At 41.8% G+C, this 15,790-nt stretch carries 17 protein-coding genes; 2 read left to right on the top strand and 15 right to left on the bottom strand.

All coding sequences use genetic code 11. The annotated features are described in order from the left end of the window. Positions 1-85: 85 nt before the first annotated feature. The 3 genes from xylB to ACTNC0_RS04370 are packed head-to-tail and all read right to left on the bottom strand — an operon-like array spanning position 86 to position 3,488. On the bottom strand, positions 86-1,594 hold the full coding sequence (gene xylB / locus ACTNC0_RS04360; RefSeq protein WP_441086459.1) for a xylulokinase: 1,509 nt from the start codon (positions 1,592-1,594) through the stop codon (positions 86-88). 28 nt (positions 1,595-1,622) lie between these two features. Continuing rightward, positions 1,623-2,630: a LacI family DNA-binding transcriptional regulator gene (locus ACTNC0_RS04365; RefSeq protein WP_441086460.1), complete on the bottom strand. Its 1,008-nt coding sequence runs from the start codon at positions 2,628-2,630 to the stop codon at positions 1,623-1,625. A gap of 6 nt (positions 2,631-2,636) precedes the next feature. Further along, the gene (locus ACTNC0_RS04370; RefSeq protein WP_441086461.1) at positions 2,637-3,488 is read right to left on the bottom strand and encodes a class II fructose-bisphosphate aldolase; all 852 of its coding nucleotides are present in this window, start codon (positions 3,486-3,488) and stop codon (positions 2,637-2,639) included. Between the two features lie 330 nt (positions 3,489-3,818). On the opposite strand from ACTNC0_RS04370, the gene ACTNC0_RS04375 reads away from it, so the two are divergent. Continuing rightward, positions 3,819-4,262 carry an RbsD/FucU family protein gene (locus tag ACTNC0_RS04375; protein WP_441086462.1) on the top strand — a complete coding sequence of 148 codons (444 nt, stop codon included), beginning with the start codon at positions 3,819-3,821 and terminating at the stop codon, positions 4,260-4,262. Between the two features lie 478 nt (positions 4,263-4,740). On the opposite strand, the gene ACTNC0_RS04380 is transcribed toward ACTNC0_RS04375, so the two are convergent. Then, positions 4,741-6,537, bottom strand: coding sequence for an L-fucose isomerase (locus ACTNC0_RS04380; protein ID WP_441086463.1), 1,797 nt, complete (start codon positions 6,535-6,537; stop codon positions 4,741-4,743). A gap of 419 nt (positions 6,538-6,956) precedes the next feature. On the opposite strand from ACTNC0_RS04380, the gene ACTNC0_RS04385 reads away from it, so the two are divergent. Continuing rightward, positions 6,957-7,805 carry an AraC family transcriptional regulator gene (locus tag ACTNC0_RS04385; RefSeq protein WP_441086464.1) on the top strand — a complete coding sequence of 283 codons (849 nt, stop codon included), beginning with the start codon at positions 6,957-6,959 and terminating at the stop codon, positions 7,803-7,805. A 277-nt stretch (positions 7,806-8,082) separates the two neighbouring features. Here ACTNC0_RS04385 and ACTNC0_RS04390 read toward each other — a convergent pair whose 3' ends face one another. The 11 genes from ACTNC0_RS04390 to ACTNC0_RS04440 form a co-directional block, all read right to left on the bottom strand. Further along, positions 8,083-9,225 (bottom strand): ATP:cob(I)alamin adenosyltransferase, encoded by a 1,143-nt coding sequence (locus tag ACTNC0_RS04390; RefSeq protein ID WP_441086465.1) that lies wholly within the window; start codon positions 9,223-9,225, stop codon positions 8,083-8,085. A gap of 43 nt (positions 9,226-9,268) precedes the next feature. Beyond that, the gene (locus tag ACTNC0_RS04395; RefSeq protein WP_441086466.1) at positions 9,269-10,420 is read right to left on the bottom strand and encodes a 1-propanol dehydrogenase PduQ; all 1,152 of its coding nucleotides are present in this window, start codon (positions 10,418-10,420) and stop codon (positions 9,269-9,271) included. Between the two features lie 24 nt (positions 10,421-10,444). Continuing rightward, positions 10,445-11,209 (bottom strand): DeoR/GlpR family DNA-binding transcription regulator, encoded by a 765-nt coding sequence (locus ACTNC0_RS04400; RefSeq protein ID WP_441086467.1) that lies wholly within the window; start codon positions 11,207-11,209, stop codon positions 10,445-10,447. 38 nt (positions 11,210-11,247) lie between these two features. Continuing rightward, the gene (locus tag ACTNC0_RS04405; protein WP_441086468.1) at positions 11,248-11,796 is read right to left on the bottom strand and encodes a BMC domain-containing protein; all 549 of its coding nucleotides are present in this window, start codon (positions 11,794-11,796) and stop codon (positions 11,248-11,250) included. 16 nt (positions 11,797-11,812) lie between these two features. Beyond that, on the bottom strand, positions 11,813-13,141 hold the full coding sequence (locus ACTNC0_RS04410) for a 4Fe-4S dicluster domain-containing protein (RefSeq protein WP_441086469.1): 1,329 nt from the start codon (positions 13,139-13,141) through the stop codon (positions 11,813-11,815). Between the two features lie 4 nt (positions 13,142-13,145). Then, the gene (locus ACTNC0_RS04415) at positions 13,146-13,412 is read right to left on the bottom strand and encodes a EutN/CcmL family microcompartment protein (RefSeq protein WP_026648404.1); all 267 of its coding nucleotides are present in this window, start codon (positions 13,410-13,412) and stop codon (positions 13,146-13,148) included. A gap of 175 nt (positions 13,413-13,587) precedes the next feature. Continuing rightward, complete coding sequence (locus ACTNC0_RS04420; RefSeq protein ID WP_441086505.1) at positions 13,588-14,199, bottom strand: phosphate propanoyltransferase; 612 nt, start codon at positions 14,197-14,199, stop codon at positions 13,588-13,590. Between the two features lie 69 nt (positions 14,200-14,268). Then, on the bottom strand, positions 14,269-14,547 hold the full coding sequence (locus ACTNC0_RS04425; protein WP_005427721.1) for a BMC domain-containing protein: 279 nt from the start codon (positions 14,545-14,547) through the stop codon (positions 14,269-14,271). A gap of 212 nt (positions 14,548-14,759) precedes the next feature. Continuing rightward, positions 14,760-15,068 carry a BMC domain-containing protein gene (locus ACTNC0_RS04430; protein WP_441086470.1) on the bottom strand — a complete coding sequence of 103 codons (309 nt, stop codon included), beginning with the start codon at positions 15,066-15,068 and terminating at the stop codon, positions 14,760-14,762. A 37-nt stretch (positions 15,069-15,105) separates the two neighbouring features. Then, a complete protein-coding gene (locus ACTNC0_RS04435; RefSeq protein WP_008705581.1) occupies positions 15,106-15,381 on the bottom strand; it encodes a BMC domain-containing protein in 276 nt (91 codons plus the stop codon). Between the two features lie 72 nt (positions 15,382-15,453). Continuing rightward, on the bottom strand, positions 15,454-15,768 hold the full coding sequence (locus ACTNC0_RS04440) for a BMC domain-containing protein (protein WP_441086471.1): 315 nt from the start codon (positions 15,766-15,768) through the stop codon (positions 15,454-15,456). Positions 15,769-15,790 lie beyond the last annotated feature (22 nt).

Below are 15,790 nucleotides of genomic sequence, written 5' to 3' on the forward strand. Positions count from 1 at the left end.
TCACATAAAGTCAATCGGATATAGCACTTTGGTATTTTCACACCTGTCTTTATGATATAGTAATACATGAACTAATAATTATTTCTCAACGCATCATATGTTCCAGAGATCTGTAAAGTTCCAGATAATTTTCATATACTTTATCATATACAGCTTTCTTATCCGGATCCGGCATATGTTTTCTTGTCTCTTTCACTGTCAGTGATACTGCTTCTTCATAATCTTTATAAAATCCAACACCTACACCTGCCAGGATAGCTGCACCAAGTGTCGTCGCAGTATCTGAAGCAGGTACTTCAACTGGTTTTCCTGTCACATCTGATTTGATCTGTGTCCAGAGAAGAGAGTTCGCTGAACCGCCCATGGCTCTGAGCACTTCTGCATGCGCGCCTGCCTCTTCTGCGATTTCCAGATTGTGTCTTAAGGAAAAAGCCACACCTTCCATACAGGCTCTTAGCATATGACCTTTGGTCTTTGAAAAATCAAGCCCGTAGAAAACGCCTTTTGCATGTGGATTCCAGATTGGTGAGCGTTCACCTGCCATATATGGAAGGAAGACAACGCCATCACAGCCCGGAGCTACCTTTTCACCAATCTCATTTAACTGATCCAGTGAGGACTTTCCGTTTTCTTTCTGCATCACTCTCTCATAATCAGCAAATTCATGTTCAAACCAGCGCATTACACCACCGCCTCCGGTAGTTCCGCCCTGTAAAAGCCATTCTCCTGGCATAACATGGAAACCAAGAATCAGCCTCGGATCTGCCTGATAAGTATCAGTACAGATACTCATTCCACCGGCCTGACCGCCCTGTTCCTGTGTTTCTCCCGGATGAATCACACCTGCACCAAGAGTACCGCATGCCGCATCAAGGCCACCTGCTGCTACCGGAATTCCGGCTGTCAATCCACACTGTCTGGCGGCTTCCTCTGTCACTGTCCCCACGATTGTGTCACAAGAGCAGATTTCCGGTAAAAATCCCACCGGGATTCCCAGTTTCTCACACATTTGCTGATTCCACTGTCCTGTATGCATATCAAAGCAGTGAAGTCCATATCCCTGTGAAACATCCTGCGTAATTGCACCGGTCAGCTTATATGCAATGTAACTGTTAGACTGTAGGATTTTATAAATTTTTTCATAAACTTCCGGCAGATTTTCTTTATACCAGAGAATTTTTGCAGTGGTATAAGAAGGCTGTAACGAATTTCCGGCGATTTTGAAAATCTCATCTTCTCCGATTTCCCGATTTAGCCTGTCACAGATTTCCTGTGCCCTGGTGTCCATCCATATCGGTGTATTCGTTAATACATTTCCTTTTTTATCAATCGCAATCGCAGACCAGCTCTGACCATCGATTCCGATTCCGGCAATTTCTTCCGGTTGGATTTTTCCCTTTTCCAGAGTTTTTTTTATTGCCTGGCAGACTGCCTCCCACCATTCTTCCGGTTTCTGCTCAGCCCATCCCTCTTTTGGATAATAGACTGGGTAATCTCCTGTAGCTGCTGCTTTCACCTGACCGTTTCGGTCAAATATAGCAACTTTGCAGGCACTTGTTCCTATATCAATTCCAAGTAAATATACAGCTTTCATCTTTCCCCCAAAAATTATCGACTTATGTTTATATAAGCGCTATGACAGAATTTCCATTTTCAATCTCTGTCTGTAACTTTTCTGTTATATAGTTTTCCGTTTTTTCATTCTCTTCCAGACGCTGTAGCATAATTCCTGCAGCTTTCTCGGCAATCTGGTGAGTTGGCTGTGTAACGATTGTCAGTCTCGGACTACAGGCTCTGGCAAACTCTCTGTTGTCAAAGCCTACGATTGAAAGTTCCTGCGGTACTTTTATGCCAAGTTCATTCAGACCGATCACTGCACCCATTGTCATCTCATAATTTATCACCAAGACGGCAGTCATCTGCGGATTTTGCTTTACCAGTTCTTCCAATGCATGCACTCCGCCTTGCATCGTATAATCGCCATGATAGATCAGAGATTCTTTCACCGGGAGTCCTTTTTTTTCATATGCCATGCAATATCCCCGAAGTCTCTCCTGAGCGGTGTAAATTTCTCTCGGACCTCCGATCAGACCAATGTCCATATGCCCTTTTTCAAATAAAAGCTCCACGGCATCCTCAGCTGCCTTCTCGTTATCTACCAGAACACAGTCACTGGAAAGTCCTGTGATTTTTCTGTCTATTAGAACAATCGGCTTTCCTGTCTTCTGAAAAGATTTCAGATGAGCTCCTGTCTCATCTACCGGCATACTGATAATGCCATCTACTCTTTTTCTTGTCAGAAAATCTACGGCATCTTTCTCCCGCTTCTTGTCTGTACGGCAGTCACACACGATGGTTGCATAACCATGGCTTCTCAGAATATCTTCAATTCCAATAATGATCTGGGTACAGAAAATCTGGTCCAGTTCCGGTATTACCACGCCTATTGTCTTCGTCGCATTCGTCTTTAATCCTCTTGCTACTTCATTAACCTCATAGTGCAATTCTTCTATTGCTTCTTCAATCTTGATCTTGTTTTTTTCTCTTACATTTCCCCCATTGAAGTAAGAAGAAATAGTCGCCAGTCCAAGTCCGGTTCGTCTGGCGATATCTTTCATGGTCGCTGCCAATTAGGATCACTCAGCCTTTCCATCACATCCACAAACTTTCATACGGCCTTTTACCAGCTCTTTTACTGCTGCGATTCCAGCCTTTCCATATGCTTTCGGATCAAAGACATCCGGATCATTCTCGAATATTTCTTTCACAGCCTTTGAATATGCCGCACGTAATTCTGTTGCAAAATTCACTTTACAGATTCCACGTTTCACACAGTCACTTACATCTTCATCTGTAAGTCCGGATGCACCATGAAGTACCAACGGAATATCAACAACTTTACGAATCTCACTCAAACGTTCCTTATCAAGAACCGGGGTACCTACATAAAATCCATGTGCCGTACCAATTGCAATGGCGAGAGAAGTAACACCCGTACGTTCTGCAAATTCTTTTGCCTGAGCTGGGTCTGTGTTTGTGTCAGCTTCAGCAACCAGGTCATCTTCTTTTCCGCCAACTTTACCAAGTTCAGCTTCACATGGCACACCGATAGCGGCTGCAACATCTGCTACTTTCTTACTTACTGCGATGTTCTCTTCAAAGTCTAATTTAGATCCGTCGATCATTACAGAAGTATATCCTGCGTCCAGCGCCTGCATTGCAAGTTCAAAGCTGCTGCCATGATCCAGATGGAGGCATACCGGTACGGATGCTTTCGCTGCTTCTGCTGCTACGATTGCATGGTAAGTTTCCAGTGTTCCATATTTAATTGTGGATGGAGTTGTCTGGATCATAACCGGTGCTTTCAACTCTTCAGCAGCCTGAATGATTGCTTTCACCATCTCCATGTTCTCAGCATTAAATGCTCCGACTGCATAACCGCCTTTCTGTGCTTTTAATAACATTTCTTTAGATGTAACTAATGGCATTCCTTTGTCCTCCCTGATAGATTCTTTATGGTTTTTATTAATAGTTTCCGGGTATCTTTACTGATAATTACTCATTTCGGCTTTCAAAAACCGAAACGTTTCTGTTTTGTTTCATCATACCGCGCTTACAGGTAACTGTCAACTAGAAAAATTTACTCTTTTTTTGTAAGATTTTGCCTTGATTAATAACTTTTTTCTTACTAAACTTTAATTATGTTGTCAGGGATAAAATCGTTATTGTTTATTCTGTTCACAGTGACATAACTCAAATCCCGAATACAGAATATTTACGGAAATTGGAAATTCTATTTTGAAAGGAGAATATAAATTATGTTAAAAGGAATTCCTGAAATTTTATCACCGGAATTATTAAAAGTTTTATGTGAAATGGGACATAGCGACCGTCTTGTTATTGCAGACGGAAATTTCCCGGTTGAATCAATGGGTAAGAATGCTATCACGATCCGTTGTGACGGACATGGTGTACCGGAGATTCTGGATGCGATCCTTCAGCTTTTCCCGCTGGATACTTATGTAGAGCATCCTGTAAATCTGATGGAAGTTATGCCCGGTGATGATGTAGAGACACCTATCTGGGATACTTATAAAGAAATTGTATCCAAATATGATGAGCGTGGCGATAAAGCAATCGGAAATATTGAACGTTTCGCATTCTATGATGAGGCCAAAACTGCATACTGCATTATCTCTACAAGTGAGAAAGCTCTGTATGCAAACGTTATGCTCCAGAAAGGTGTTGTAATCAACAACTAATTAATGCTTCTGACATTAATCTATCTTTAATAGATACTTATACACATAACACACATATACAATGATACATATTCATAAAGACAGCATCTGTATTTTGTCAGCAGATGCTGTCTTTATGTTTATCATTTATAGTCATTTAACCGAATCAAGTAAGTCCCCTGCGGAGGTTGCGAAGAGCAATAAGCAGTGGGTGGGACTTGCTTGTATCAGGAGGGGTACAAGCCCCTCCTGATACACTGCGGAGCAGTTATTCGGTGTAGAGTCACGCAGCGAAAGCGGATGATTTTATCCGATTGACTATTCCCGTTTTCTATATCTATAGCAATTCTAGAAAATAATGCAAATAAGACTGTCCGGCAAAGTGCTCTGGTTTTATATCCTGAAATATTTCTGGCAGTTTTCTGCAATAAAAAACCCTCCCATCACCATTTTCGGCTTTGGGAGGGTTTTTCTTAAGGTAAGACCTTGATTTTATTTATTATTTGTAAAGAGGTCCATAGTTCTTGCATGCTCTGAAATCTGCGCCTTCTTTATCCATTCCGAATGCATTCCATGCTGCCGGACGGAAGATATCTTTCTCAGGTACGTTGTGCATGCAAACCGGGATTCTCATCATAGAGCACATTGTGATAAGATCTGCACCAATGTGTCCATAGGAGATTGCACCATGGTTAGCGCCCCAGTTATTCATAACATCATATGCACTCTTGAATGCACCGTCTTTGCCATCACATCTCGGGACAAACCATGTGCATGGCCATGTATAGTCTGTACGTTTCCAAAGTGTATCAGATACATCTTCCGGAAGTTCTACTGTCCATCCTTCTGCAATCTGAAGAACCGGTCCAAGTCCTTTTACAAGGTTCAGACGGATCATTGTAGCAGGCATAGTAGCTCTTGTCTCGAATCTGGATGAGAATCCGCCTCCACGGAAATATCCGTTGTCGGCTGCGTTCCATGTAGTTGCATTCATAATCGCTTTCTGATCTTCTTCAGTTACATTCCACCATTCTTTCATAACGCCTTCGCCGTTTTCGTCTTTCACAACACCGGAAGCGTCCAGACAGCATGCACCAGAGTTGATCAGATGAATGATACCATCGTTCTCTTTTGCAACGCCTTCAAGATCATATCCTGTAACACGCTTAACAGCATTTGCACTCCAATATGTACGAACATCTGCGAACATCTGAGCACGTCCTGTCAGAAGTTTCATAAACAGCATTCCAAGACCGTTGAGTACGTCGTTCTCTGTAGCCAGAATGTATGGCTCTCTTGCTCCATTCCAGTCAAAGGAAGTATTCAGCATAGCTTCTGCAAAGTCGCCGTTTGGATAGAAGTCTGTCCACTGTCTCTGTCCCTGGAAACCAGCAGCAATCGCATTGTGTCCGATTGCTTCTTCAGAGAATTTCGGATCAAGATTGTCACATCCATTCATAAGTTCCTGGATGATAACTGCCATCTTAACTACGAATTCGAACTGCTCTTCTTTCTGCTCTTCAGACATCTGAAGTTCAGGCGGGTTCTTATCAAATCCGATTGTGCAGTTTTCTTTTGCCCATTTCATTGCTTTGTCAAATTCATCATGATCATAGATGCCTTCTGTCATACGACGGATGATTTCTACCTCGTCAACAGACTCTACACGCATTCCAAGATAGGATTCGATAAAATCAGGATCAATGATAGATCCGCCGATACCCATAGTAACGGAACCGATCTGCAGCCAGGATTTGTTTCTCATTGTAGCTACTGCTACTGCTGCACGTCCGAATCTTAACATTTTCTCTTTTACATCTTCTGGCATTTCTGTGTCATCAGCATCCAGAACTTCATGTCCGTAGATACCAAATGCAGGAAGACCTTTCTGTGCATGAGTTGCAAGAACAGATGCAAGGTAAACAGCACCAGGTCTCTCTGTTGCATTGAAGCCCCATACAGCTTTAATTGTCTGAGGATCCATATCCATTGTCTCAGCACCGTAGCACCAGCAAGGTGTAACTGTTACAGTAATGTCAACACCTTCATGTCTGAATTTATCAGCACATGCAGCTGCTTCACCAACACGTCCGATTGTTGTATCAGCGATTACAACTTTAACTGGTTCACCGTTTGAATATTTCAGGTTTTCTTCGAATAATTTGGCAGCTGATTTCGCCATGTTCATTGTCTGCTCTTCCAGAGATCCACGAACATCTAATGCTCCTCTACGACCATCAATAGTAGGTCTGATTCCAATTACCGGATAGCTGCCGATTAATCTGCTCTTTGCCATAATAAAATACCTCCTGATAAGTTGTTATAATATCCTTGCAGAAATATCATTTCTGCTTTACCCCCAAGATTATGATTCCGTCATTTACAAACATTCATCTGCAAATATACGAAATGATAATCCTTTAAGTTACTGTTCACTCCCTTCCCGGTAACGTTGCCAAAATTCCTTTCAACTTGCCTATGGCAATGGAATTTTTGCTCGTATGTCTCGGGATTTGGGCATATTTATGCCAAAACACCTCGCAGGATAGTGGTGTGTGAACAGTAACGTTGATTCTTTAAACCTGTTACTGATATCTATTATATAATTGCATTCATAAAATTACTTGTGTTATAATAGCAAAAAATAGTACAATATTCACTTTTTCTGTTTTAAGTATAAAATTTCTGTAAATTTTGAAGCGGAGGAGATTTCTTTTGCATGATTTAGAGCGCAACGAAGACCGTCCAAGAGGTACTTATGAGTTTCCTTTTGAATTTCATCACATAGACCATACACATCCCAGATATGTCATGTCTTATCACTGGCATGTGGAATATGAAATCATTCGTGTTCTGAAAGGGTCTATCACCGTCACTTTAGACGAAAAAAGTTTTATCGCAATCGAAAATGATGTCATTTTTGTACATAGTGGAATTCTTCATTCCGGAGTTCCTCATGATTGTGTCTATCAGTGCATTGTTTTTGATATTAATGCCTTTTTGAAAAATAATCCGGTATGTGGAGAATATATTCAAGAGATTCTTCATCAGGAAATGATGCTTTTTCCACACTTTACAAATGAACAGCCTCAGATTCTTGACTGCATTTCTACTTTATTTCAGGCTATGTATGAAAAAAAGCCCGGATATGAGCTGACTGTATTTGGACAATTTTACCACTTTTTTGGTCTTGTTTTTAGTAACCATTACTTTATTGAAAATCCTACCAGGGCGCGTCGGGATTACAAGCGTATTTTGCAGTTAAAACAAGTTCTGGAGTTTATTGAAAAAAACTATACTAACCCTATTACTCTTCAGGAGCTGTCATCCTCTGTTTCCATGTCGCCGAAATATTTCTGCAGATTTTTCTCGGAGATGACTCACCAGACTCCCATGGACTACCTGAACCGCCAGAGAATCGAAGAGGCCTGTTATCAGCTGGCTGCTACGGATGATTCTATCACAGAGATTGCTTATCGAAATGGATTTAATGATCTGAGCTATTTTATCCGGACTTTTAAAAAATATAAAGGGATTACTCCTGGAAAATATAAGAGAAGATAATACTATTTTTATTTCCATAATTTCAGAATCCAAATAGACTTTCTCACAAAAACGCGCCATCCGGCAGTCTTTTCTATAAAGTAAAAACCCAGAATATTGGTTAACATCTCACATCTGTTACCAATGTTCTGAGTTCTTATTTTCTATCATTATTTATTTTACAAATATTATATGCCTGAAACAGAATATCTTTCTTTTTCTGTTAAACAAATAGATTTTAAATCTTTTTCTATAATTTTCCATCAAACTTTCTTATAGGGTTACAAATCACTAATGATTACAAAATTTCCTTTAATATAGACTGACCATACTCTGCCAGACTGTGATCTTCTTCTCCTGTTCCTCCGCTGATTCCAAGTCCTCCAATAATAGTATCTCCTGATTTCAACGGAATTCCACCGCCAAAGATAACGATTTTTCCACCATCCAGCTTATCAACTCCATAAAAAGTTCCACCAGGCTGTGCAATCCTGGATAACTCCATTGTTGACATCTTCACCGCAACAGCAGTATACGCTTTCTTCATAGCCACATCAAAGCTGACTAGAAATGCACCATCCATAACATGAACAGCTACAGGATTTCCCTCCGGATTACAGACAGCGATCACTGCTCTCTGTCCTCTGCGGACTGCTTCCTGTTCCAGTCTTTCAATCAGTTTCTTAGCCGTACTTAATGTAATTCTGCTCTGTATTCCCATACGTTTAAGAACCTCCTGAATGACTGCTTCATTGATGTTCGCTGATCTTTGCAGCATATTATTCCCATTTGTACCGGAATCAGGCTGTTCTGATGTGAACTGACTTCTATTCTCTGCATCTATAACCAGAATATCTTCTCCCATAGCTTCTAGACTCTTAAACTGAGAACTATCTACTTCTTTTTGATTATGTATAGCCTGAATTTCATACCCTCCCTGCTCTACATATCTCGCAAGAATATATAGATAATCAGAAAGACGATTCAGAAATCTCTTGCTCTCTGTATCTGCTCCGAATTTCACACTCACCTGAGCCAGACAGCGTTCCGCCCTTCTGGCAACAGCACGTGTGATTTCGATTTCTGCAGCAAGCTGATTTCTACCGGTAAGTTTTTCAGAAAGAGGCTGTGTACATAACGCTTCTACTCTGTCCGTTTCTGTCTCTAAAGCTACTGTTTCTTTCTCATTGATCCTGCTGTCTCGGTCATATGGATTATTCACTCCCGATGCGACCAGATTCAGGTTTGCTTGTATGCTTTTCAATAATTCAGTTGTTCCTGTCATTTCTGACTGGTAAAGCATGCTTTTCACAAGCTCAATATGACTATTTAATTCATCGATCGTACCAATCAGTCGAATACGATCATCAGACTTGGAAATATTACTGGTATGAGTCATATCTGTAATTCCTCTGTCTCCTCTTTTCGTATAAATACTCATATTCTTTCCATCTCCTGTTTCTGATTTCAGTGGGCTGTTTTGATCAGAATGACCACAATTTTGTATAAATCTTTACAATATCTTCTTTTGTAGGAACTCTTGGATTGTTCACAGTGCAGGCATCTGCAAGTGCTGCCTCTGCCATCTTGTCAATTGCTGCGAAATACTCTTCCGGTGCAATCGTTCCAAGTTCCTGTATTGTCAGAGGAATATTCATTTCTTTCTGCATAAACTGAATCCAGTTCACCAGAGAACGCACTGTCATTACCTTATTGTAATTACTCAGACCAAGAATATGCGCAATATTTGCATATCTCTTTACGGCCGGAAGATATTCTTTCTGACTCTTACTGTGCTTATTAATATCAGCATTAAATTCTACGATATGTGGAAGAAGCATCGCATTTGCTCTTCCATGCGGAATATGGAACATTGCTCCCAGCTGATGTGCCATACTGTGGGTGATTCCCAGTCCGGCAGTGTTAAATGATAACCCAGCCAGACAGGAAGCTACATGCATCTTATTACGAGCATGCATATCACTGCCGTCCAGGTATGCTCTCAGCAAAAATACGCCGCAGATTTCTATTGCCTTCTCTGCAAGTGCTGAAGAAAATTCATTATGTGCTGTACTTACATAAGATTCCAGCGCATGTGTGAATACATCCATGCCTGTATCCGCTGTAATAGATGGTGGAACACTCTTTACAAGCTCTGCATCCAGAATTGCTTCATCTGCTGTCAGACTGTCTGAAATCAACGGATACTTCACATGTGCCGCTGTATCATTTACTACTGCAAAAGAAGTCACCTCTGATCCTGTACCACTTGTAGTCGGGATTGCGATCAGACCTACTTTTCCATAATTATTGATTTTGAGTGCAAACTCTCTGATTGCTTTAGATGAATCAATGGCAGAACCACCGCCGACTGCAATAACCGCTTCCGGCTGGTATTCCAGAAATTTCTTTACACCTTCTGCAATCTTATCTACAGGAGCATCCGGCACTACATCATGAAAAATATCATACGCAATACCAGCACTGTTTAAAGGAGTAGTGATCAAATCAACCATTTTGCTTTGTACCACAAATGGGTCTGTGATAATGAGAACCCTTTTGTATGGAATCTGTTTCAGTCTGTCTAATGCGTTATTTCCAAAATGGATCGCTGTTTTCATCTCGAAAGTATTCATTGTATAATACTCCTTTTCTCTGTATCAGACAGGATATTTACATTTTACTCCCATTTTCTCGAAGTATATACGCCAGCGTTCTTCCGGTTTTTTATCTGTCACTACGATATCTACATCTTTCATACTGCCAGCAACAGAAAATGCTGTCTGATCAAATTTGGAACTGTCGATAACCAGAATTTTTTTTCGTCCTGAATTCATCATCGCTCTCTTTGTAGAACCAAAGGCTTCCTGAGATTCCATGATTCCCCATTCCTGATCCAGGGCCTTACATGAAAAAATAACCTTGTCTACATAATAGGAACGTATGGATTCATCTGTTTTGGAACCCAGGAAGGCCAAATATCCTTCCTTCATTACGCCTCCTGTAGAAATAATATTCCATCCAGACACGTCAGATAATTCCAACAATATCTCCATAGAATTTGTAATTACAGTAAGGCGCTCCTTCTCTTTCAGTGCCTTGGCCACAAATACGGCCGTAGTACTGGCATCCAGAAAGATATGGTCCCCATCTTTTACCAGTGAAGCCGCAATCTCCGCCATTCTCTGCTTTCCTGATACATTCTGATTCTTTCGGACATTAAAAGGTAAATCAATACTTACATCCTCATTAATCACGGCACCGCCATAGCTCTTAATTGCAAGTCCTTCTTTTTCAAGTTTATCCAGATCACGGCGTATGGTCTCTTCAGAGACATTATACAGCTGGCTGAGTTCACTGACCACTACCCGCTTTTCTGCCTGTAGTTTCTCGAGAATCTGGTTTCTTCTCTCCAGTGCAAGCATATTTTTGCCTCCTTTTTCTGAGGAATTATTTATTAATATTACAAAATACTATCTATCATTCTTCTGTCAGGATGTGCGATAACGGAAGAATCCAGATACATACCCTTGGCAGATACAAGTTCTTTCGCTCTCTCTATGGAAGCTTCTACTGCTGAAACCTCTCCAGTGATCATCATATAAGATTTCCCGCACATACCTTTGGCAATACGAAGTTCGATCAGATCTACGATTGCAGTCTTCGCTGCCTGATCAGCTGCTTCAATAATAGAAGCTGCGTCATAAGTTTCCAGAATTCCCAGTGCACTGATTTCTTCTACCTGTGTAGTTCCATAAATTGCCGGGAAAATTGACTCATGAGGATTACCGAGTACAAAACTGTCGATACATTTATCCTCATATGTAGTTACTGCCGTATCAACGGCTGCCTTTACCGCACTTAAGTCACCGGTAATAATTGCAATATATTTACCAGGACATACGGTCTGTGCCTCGACGATCTCTACCTCAGATGTTTTTACCATAGCATCTGCTGCAGTAACGCCTGTAGATGTGGTTTTAAATTCAATCATTCCGATTGCTTTACTCATTTTGTGCACGTCCTTTCTACTTTACTGCAATGATGATGTAACGGTCTGTTACTTCTGTGACTTTACCGCTGACAGAGGCATGGATTCCAACGCTTAAGCCCTGTGCCGGCTGTGCGATCATCTGCCCTCTTGTTACCTCATCACCGGCTTTGACCACTGCCTGTGCAGGTGCTCCGATGTGCTGGCTCAATAATATCCTTACTTTCTTAACCTGTACAAGTTCTTCTTTCAGAGGAGCATCCTTGTCATATCTCGTAAGACCAAGTCGCGCCATCAGACGTTCTTCCGGAACCTTACGGTATTCTCTGGATTCCTGTACCGGTTTCGGCTGTACACCCTGCGGAGGACGGATACCTGCTTTTCTCAGACCGCCCTTCATATCTGCGAGAAGACTTCTCGGTGCAAGACTCTGCGGACATGAGTACATCTCACATACACCGCAGGAACTGCAGAAGGAAGCATCTATATATGGATTCAGGTCTCTGAAATCATTATTTGATGCAGCTCTCATAAATTTCGCCGGATCGATCGGATGTCCCAGATTATGTCTCGGACATAAATCTGTACAGGTATTGCACTGGCAGCAGATAGATGCTGCACGTTTTAAATCTATGGAAGAAGTCCGCTGTTTCTTCGCTACAATAAGATGGTCTTTTGGAAGGACCAAAATCGCATTTGTTGTCTTTGTCACCGGATCTGAACCATTTCCGATACGCCCCATCATAGGGCCTCCTACGAAATAGACAGGATCCTTTACTGTTGTACTGCCAGCCTGGGCTACAACTTCCTCCAGGGTACATCCCAGCGGAACTTTCACTGTAACCGGATCACTTACTTCGGCAACAACAGATACATATTTGTCTGTTACCGGCTGTTTCTCTTCTACAGCACGATATACATTATAAACTGTCTCAACATTAAACACAGCTACACCCTGCTCAATCGGCAGTCCACCCGGTCGTACTACTCGTCCGGTTGCCTCATAAATGAGTACAACTTCATCTCCCATCGGATAAACTTCATCCAAAAGATGCAGCCTCATTCCAGGAAATTCTTCAATATGCTGATTTAATGCCTGAATTGTCTGTACATAAGATTTCTTGATTCCAATGATTGCCTCAGAAGCTCCTACAGTTTTCTGAATCATATGGAATGTTTTCATAATCTCATATGCGTGCTTTTCCAATAACTGTCTGTGTAACTTCAGTAATGGTTCACACTCTGCACAGTTCATAAGAATGGTATCGGCCTTATCTGTGAGCTTCATATAAGTAGGGAATCCAGCTCCACCGGCACCTACTACACCATTCTGCCGTATAATATCTTGTAATTCTTTGATTTCCATGGCGTTACTCCAATCCTGCACCGTCATCAATGATACCAACTATCGCCGCATCTACCGGTGCTGTTTCTACGCCGCAGCCAATTCTTGCTGCGCTTCCCTGTGCCACCAATACATATTCACCAACTCCGGCTCCTATCATATCGATTGCCACCAGCTGGCTGAGGTCGCCTTTCATATGATGCACAGGCTCGATAATCATAAATTTACTTCCTATCAGTTTCTCGCATTTACGTGTGGATACCACACTTCCAACAACTTTGCCTACGATCATATGAGCCTCCAAATTATTTGTAATAATAATATTGGGGGCAAAATCTTTGCCCCCAAATTAATACTTAAGGGATCCTGTTCAAAACCTTATCGTGCAGGCACGAATGGCTTTTTTGACCTTTGGCCCCCGATATTATGATGTTAGGGACAAAAAGTCTTTTGACCCTGATATCATATTATTTAATGATTGTTACTGTATTGCCTGTAGCAATCTTTGCTGCATTTGCCTCATCTGTATCAATGTGCATTTCCAGTGTAAAACTGTCATCCACGCGGATTTTAACCTGATTAAAGATTGTCCCTCTTTCATTATCCGCTTTCACTGATACAATGTCACCATCTTTCACACCTGCAGCCTGTGCATCTTTCGGAGACATATGTATATGGCGCATTGCCACGATACATCCCTCTTTCAGATAAATAGCACCTTTCGGTCCTACAATTGCTATCGGCGCACTTCCTGCAACATCTCCTGATTCACGAACCGGAACATTCATTCCAAGTTTGATCGCATCTGTAGCAGATACCTCAACCTGTGAGGCCTTACGTACCGGTCCCAGGATTCTTACATTCTCAATGGCACGAAGTTTCAGTCCCACAATGGTAACTGTCTCATTGGAAGCAAACTGACCACCCATCAGATCTTTTTTCTTTGTAAGCTGATATCCAGATCCGAATAATGCTTCCACATGTTCCTGTGTCAGGTGAATGTGTCTTGCAGAAACTCCGATGGGAACCATGAATCCATCGCCTTTTTTCTCATTTTTATTGATTGCCTGAATAACCATTCGGGTAATCAGTTCAATATTATTAGTTTCCAAGAATACACCTGCTTTCTGTCAGAAATGACGGATAAATTATTTTAATACAGGCAGGATTTTCTCTACATCTGTGTGTGGTCTTGGGATTACATGTGTAGCAACTAATTCACCAAGTCTGGATGCTGCTGCGCTTCCGCTCTCTACTGCTGATTTAACAGCTCCGACATCTCCGCGAACCATAACTGTTACAAGTCCGGATCCGATTTTCTCTGTTCCTACTAATGCAACGTTAGCTGCTTTGCACATCTGGTCTGCTGCTTCAATTGCTGCTGTAAGTCCTCTGGTTTCTACCATTCCTAATGCTTCCTGTGTCATAATTTTCTCCTCCTTATGAGATACTGTTTCTATACTATTTTCCTTCTGGGATTCTGTTTCATTTGTTGTTTCTGCCGCCGTATCTGCTGTCTGAGCCTTTACTTCCGTCTTCGCAGAAGCTTTTGCTCTTCCGGCTGTACTCCTGGTCTTTCTTGGAGTGGCTGCTTTTTTAGGGGCTTTCTTATCTGCTTCCGGTTTATTCTCTTCAGCCATTATTCATCCCCCTGCTTGTCCTTGTTCTTCCAGCGACTTGCACTCAGTTCCACCATTCTGACGGTTTCTTCATGGGGGCGTGCAATTACTGCATAACTTACCGGTTTCTTGATTGCACCTACCACTGCAGCATTTACAGCTTCCGTAACGGCAGATACATCGCCTTCAACTATAATAGTAACCAGTCGTCCGCCCAGCTTACGTTCCCATGACGCCAGCTCAACGTCTGCAGTTTTGCACATAATGTCCAATGCATCAATTGCTGCAACAACACCTGTGATTTCTATAAATCCGTATGATTTACTCATGAGCGAACTCCTTATTTATAACTTCTTAATCTGTTGGTCAGATGCTTGGAAGGATTTTCTCTACGTCTGTATGAGGTCTCGGAATTACATGTGTAGCAACTAATTCACCAAGTCTGGATGCTGCTGCGCTTCCGCTCTCTACTGCTGCCTTAACAGCTCCGACATCTCCACGAACCATAACTGTTACAAGTCCGGATCCGATTTTCTCTGTTCCTACTAATGCAACCTCAGCTGCTTTTGTCATTGCATCAGCTGCTTCAATTGCTGCTGTAAGTCCTCTGGTCTCAACCATTCCTAATGCTTCCTGTGCCATTTTATCTTCCTCCTGAATCTACAAAAAACTATCTGATTCTATCTTAACTGATACCTGAAGGATATGCAACTGCTATTCCTTATCCAGGGCGCTGATTTTCAGCATTTTTTCCGTTCCCTCTTCCGGGTTCGGGATTACATAGTGCTGTACCACACCAGTCATTCTGTTTGCAACTTCCATGCCTGCCTCCACAGCAGCTGTAACATCAGTTACACTTCCTCTGAATTTAATGCAGACAAGGAGCGGTACCGGCAGGCTGTCAGCATTGGCTGGTTTATTTTTATCAAAAACCTCCAGGCGGACATTCGCTGCCTTGCATCCGGCATCGCCTGCTACAAAGGCTGTTGCCAGCCCGAATACCTCTAAAATTCCTACAGCTTCTGCCATTTCGATTCTCCTTTATTGCCAG

Origin of the sequence: Blautia sp. HCP3S3_B11 (assembly GCF_052064435.1) — a bacterium.
GTDB lineage: Bacteria > Bacillota > Clostridia > Lachnospirales > Lachnospiraceae > Blautia_A.

Bases quoted from the DNA above. Each gene is read 5' to 3' on its own strand.
- ACTNC0_RS04405 (WP_441086468.1), bottom strand. From the start codon at position 11,796: ATGAGTAAAGCAATCGGAATGATTGAATTTAAAACCACATCTACAGGC.
- ACTNC0_RS04410 (WP_441086469.1), bottom strand. From the start codon at position 13,141: ATGGAAATCAAAGAATTACAAGATATTATACGGCAGAATGGTGTAGTA.
- ACTNC0_RS04425 (WP_005427721.1), bottom strand. From the start codon at position 14,547: ATGACACAGGAAGCATTAGGAATGGTAGAAACCAGAGGACTTACAGCA.
- ACTNC0_RS04375 (WP_441086462.1), top strand. From the start codon at position 3,819: ATGTTAAAAGGAATTCCTGAAATTTTATCACCGGAATTATTAAAAGTT.
- ACTNC0_RS04370 (WP_441086461.1), bottom strand. From the start codon at position 3,488: ATGCCATTAGTTACATCTAAAGAAATGTTATTAAAAGCACAGAAAGGC.
- ACTNC0_RS04435 (WP_008705581.1), bottom strand. From the start codon at position 15,381: ATGGCACAGGAAGCATTAGGAATGGTTGAGACCAGAGGACTTACAGCA.
- xylB (WP_441086459.1), bottom strand. From the start codon at position 1,594: ATGAAAGCTGTATATTTACTTGGAATTGATATAGGAACAAGTGCCTGC.
- ACTNC0_RS04390 (WP_441086465.1), bottom strand. From the start codon at position 9,225: ATGAGTATTTATACGAAAAGAGGAGACAGAGGAATTACAGATATGACT.
- ACTNC0_RS04440 (WP_441086471.1), bottom strand. From the start codon at position 15,768: ATGGCAGAAGCTGTAGGAATTTTAGAGGTATTCGGGCTGGCAACAGCC.
- ACTNC0_RS04395 (WP_441086466.1), bottom strand. From the start codon at position 10,420: ATGAATACTTTCGAGATGAAAACAGCGATCCATTTTGGAAATAACGCA.
- ACTNC0_RS04400 (WP_441086467.1), bottom strand. From the start codon at position 11,209: ATGCTTGCACTGGAGAGAAGAAACCAGATTCTCGAGAAACTACAGGCA.
- ACTNC0_RS04415 (WP_026648404.1), bottom strand. From the start codon at position 13,412: ATGATCGTAGGCAAAGTTGTTGGAAGTGTGGTATCCACACGTAAATGC.
- ACTNC0_RS04380 (WP_441086463.1), bottom strand. From the start codon at position 6,537: ATGGCAAAGAGCAGATTAATCGGCAGCTATCCGGTAATTGGAATCAGA.
- ACTNC0_RS04420 (WP_441086505.1), bottom strand. From the start codon at position 14,199: ATGGTTATTCAGGCAATCAATAAAAATGAGAAAAAAGGCGATGGATTC.
- ACTNC0_RS04430 (WP_441086470.1), bottom strand. From the start codon at position 15,068: ATGAGTAAATCATACGGATTTATAGAAATCACAGGTGTTGTTGCAGCA.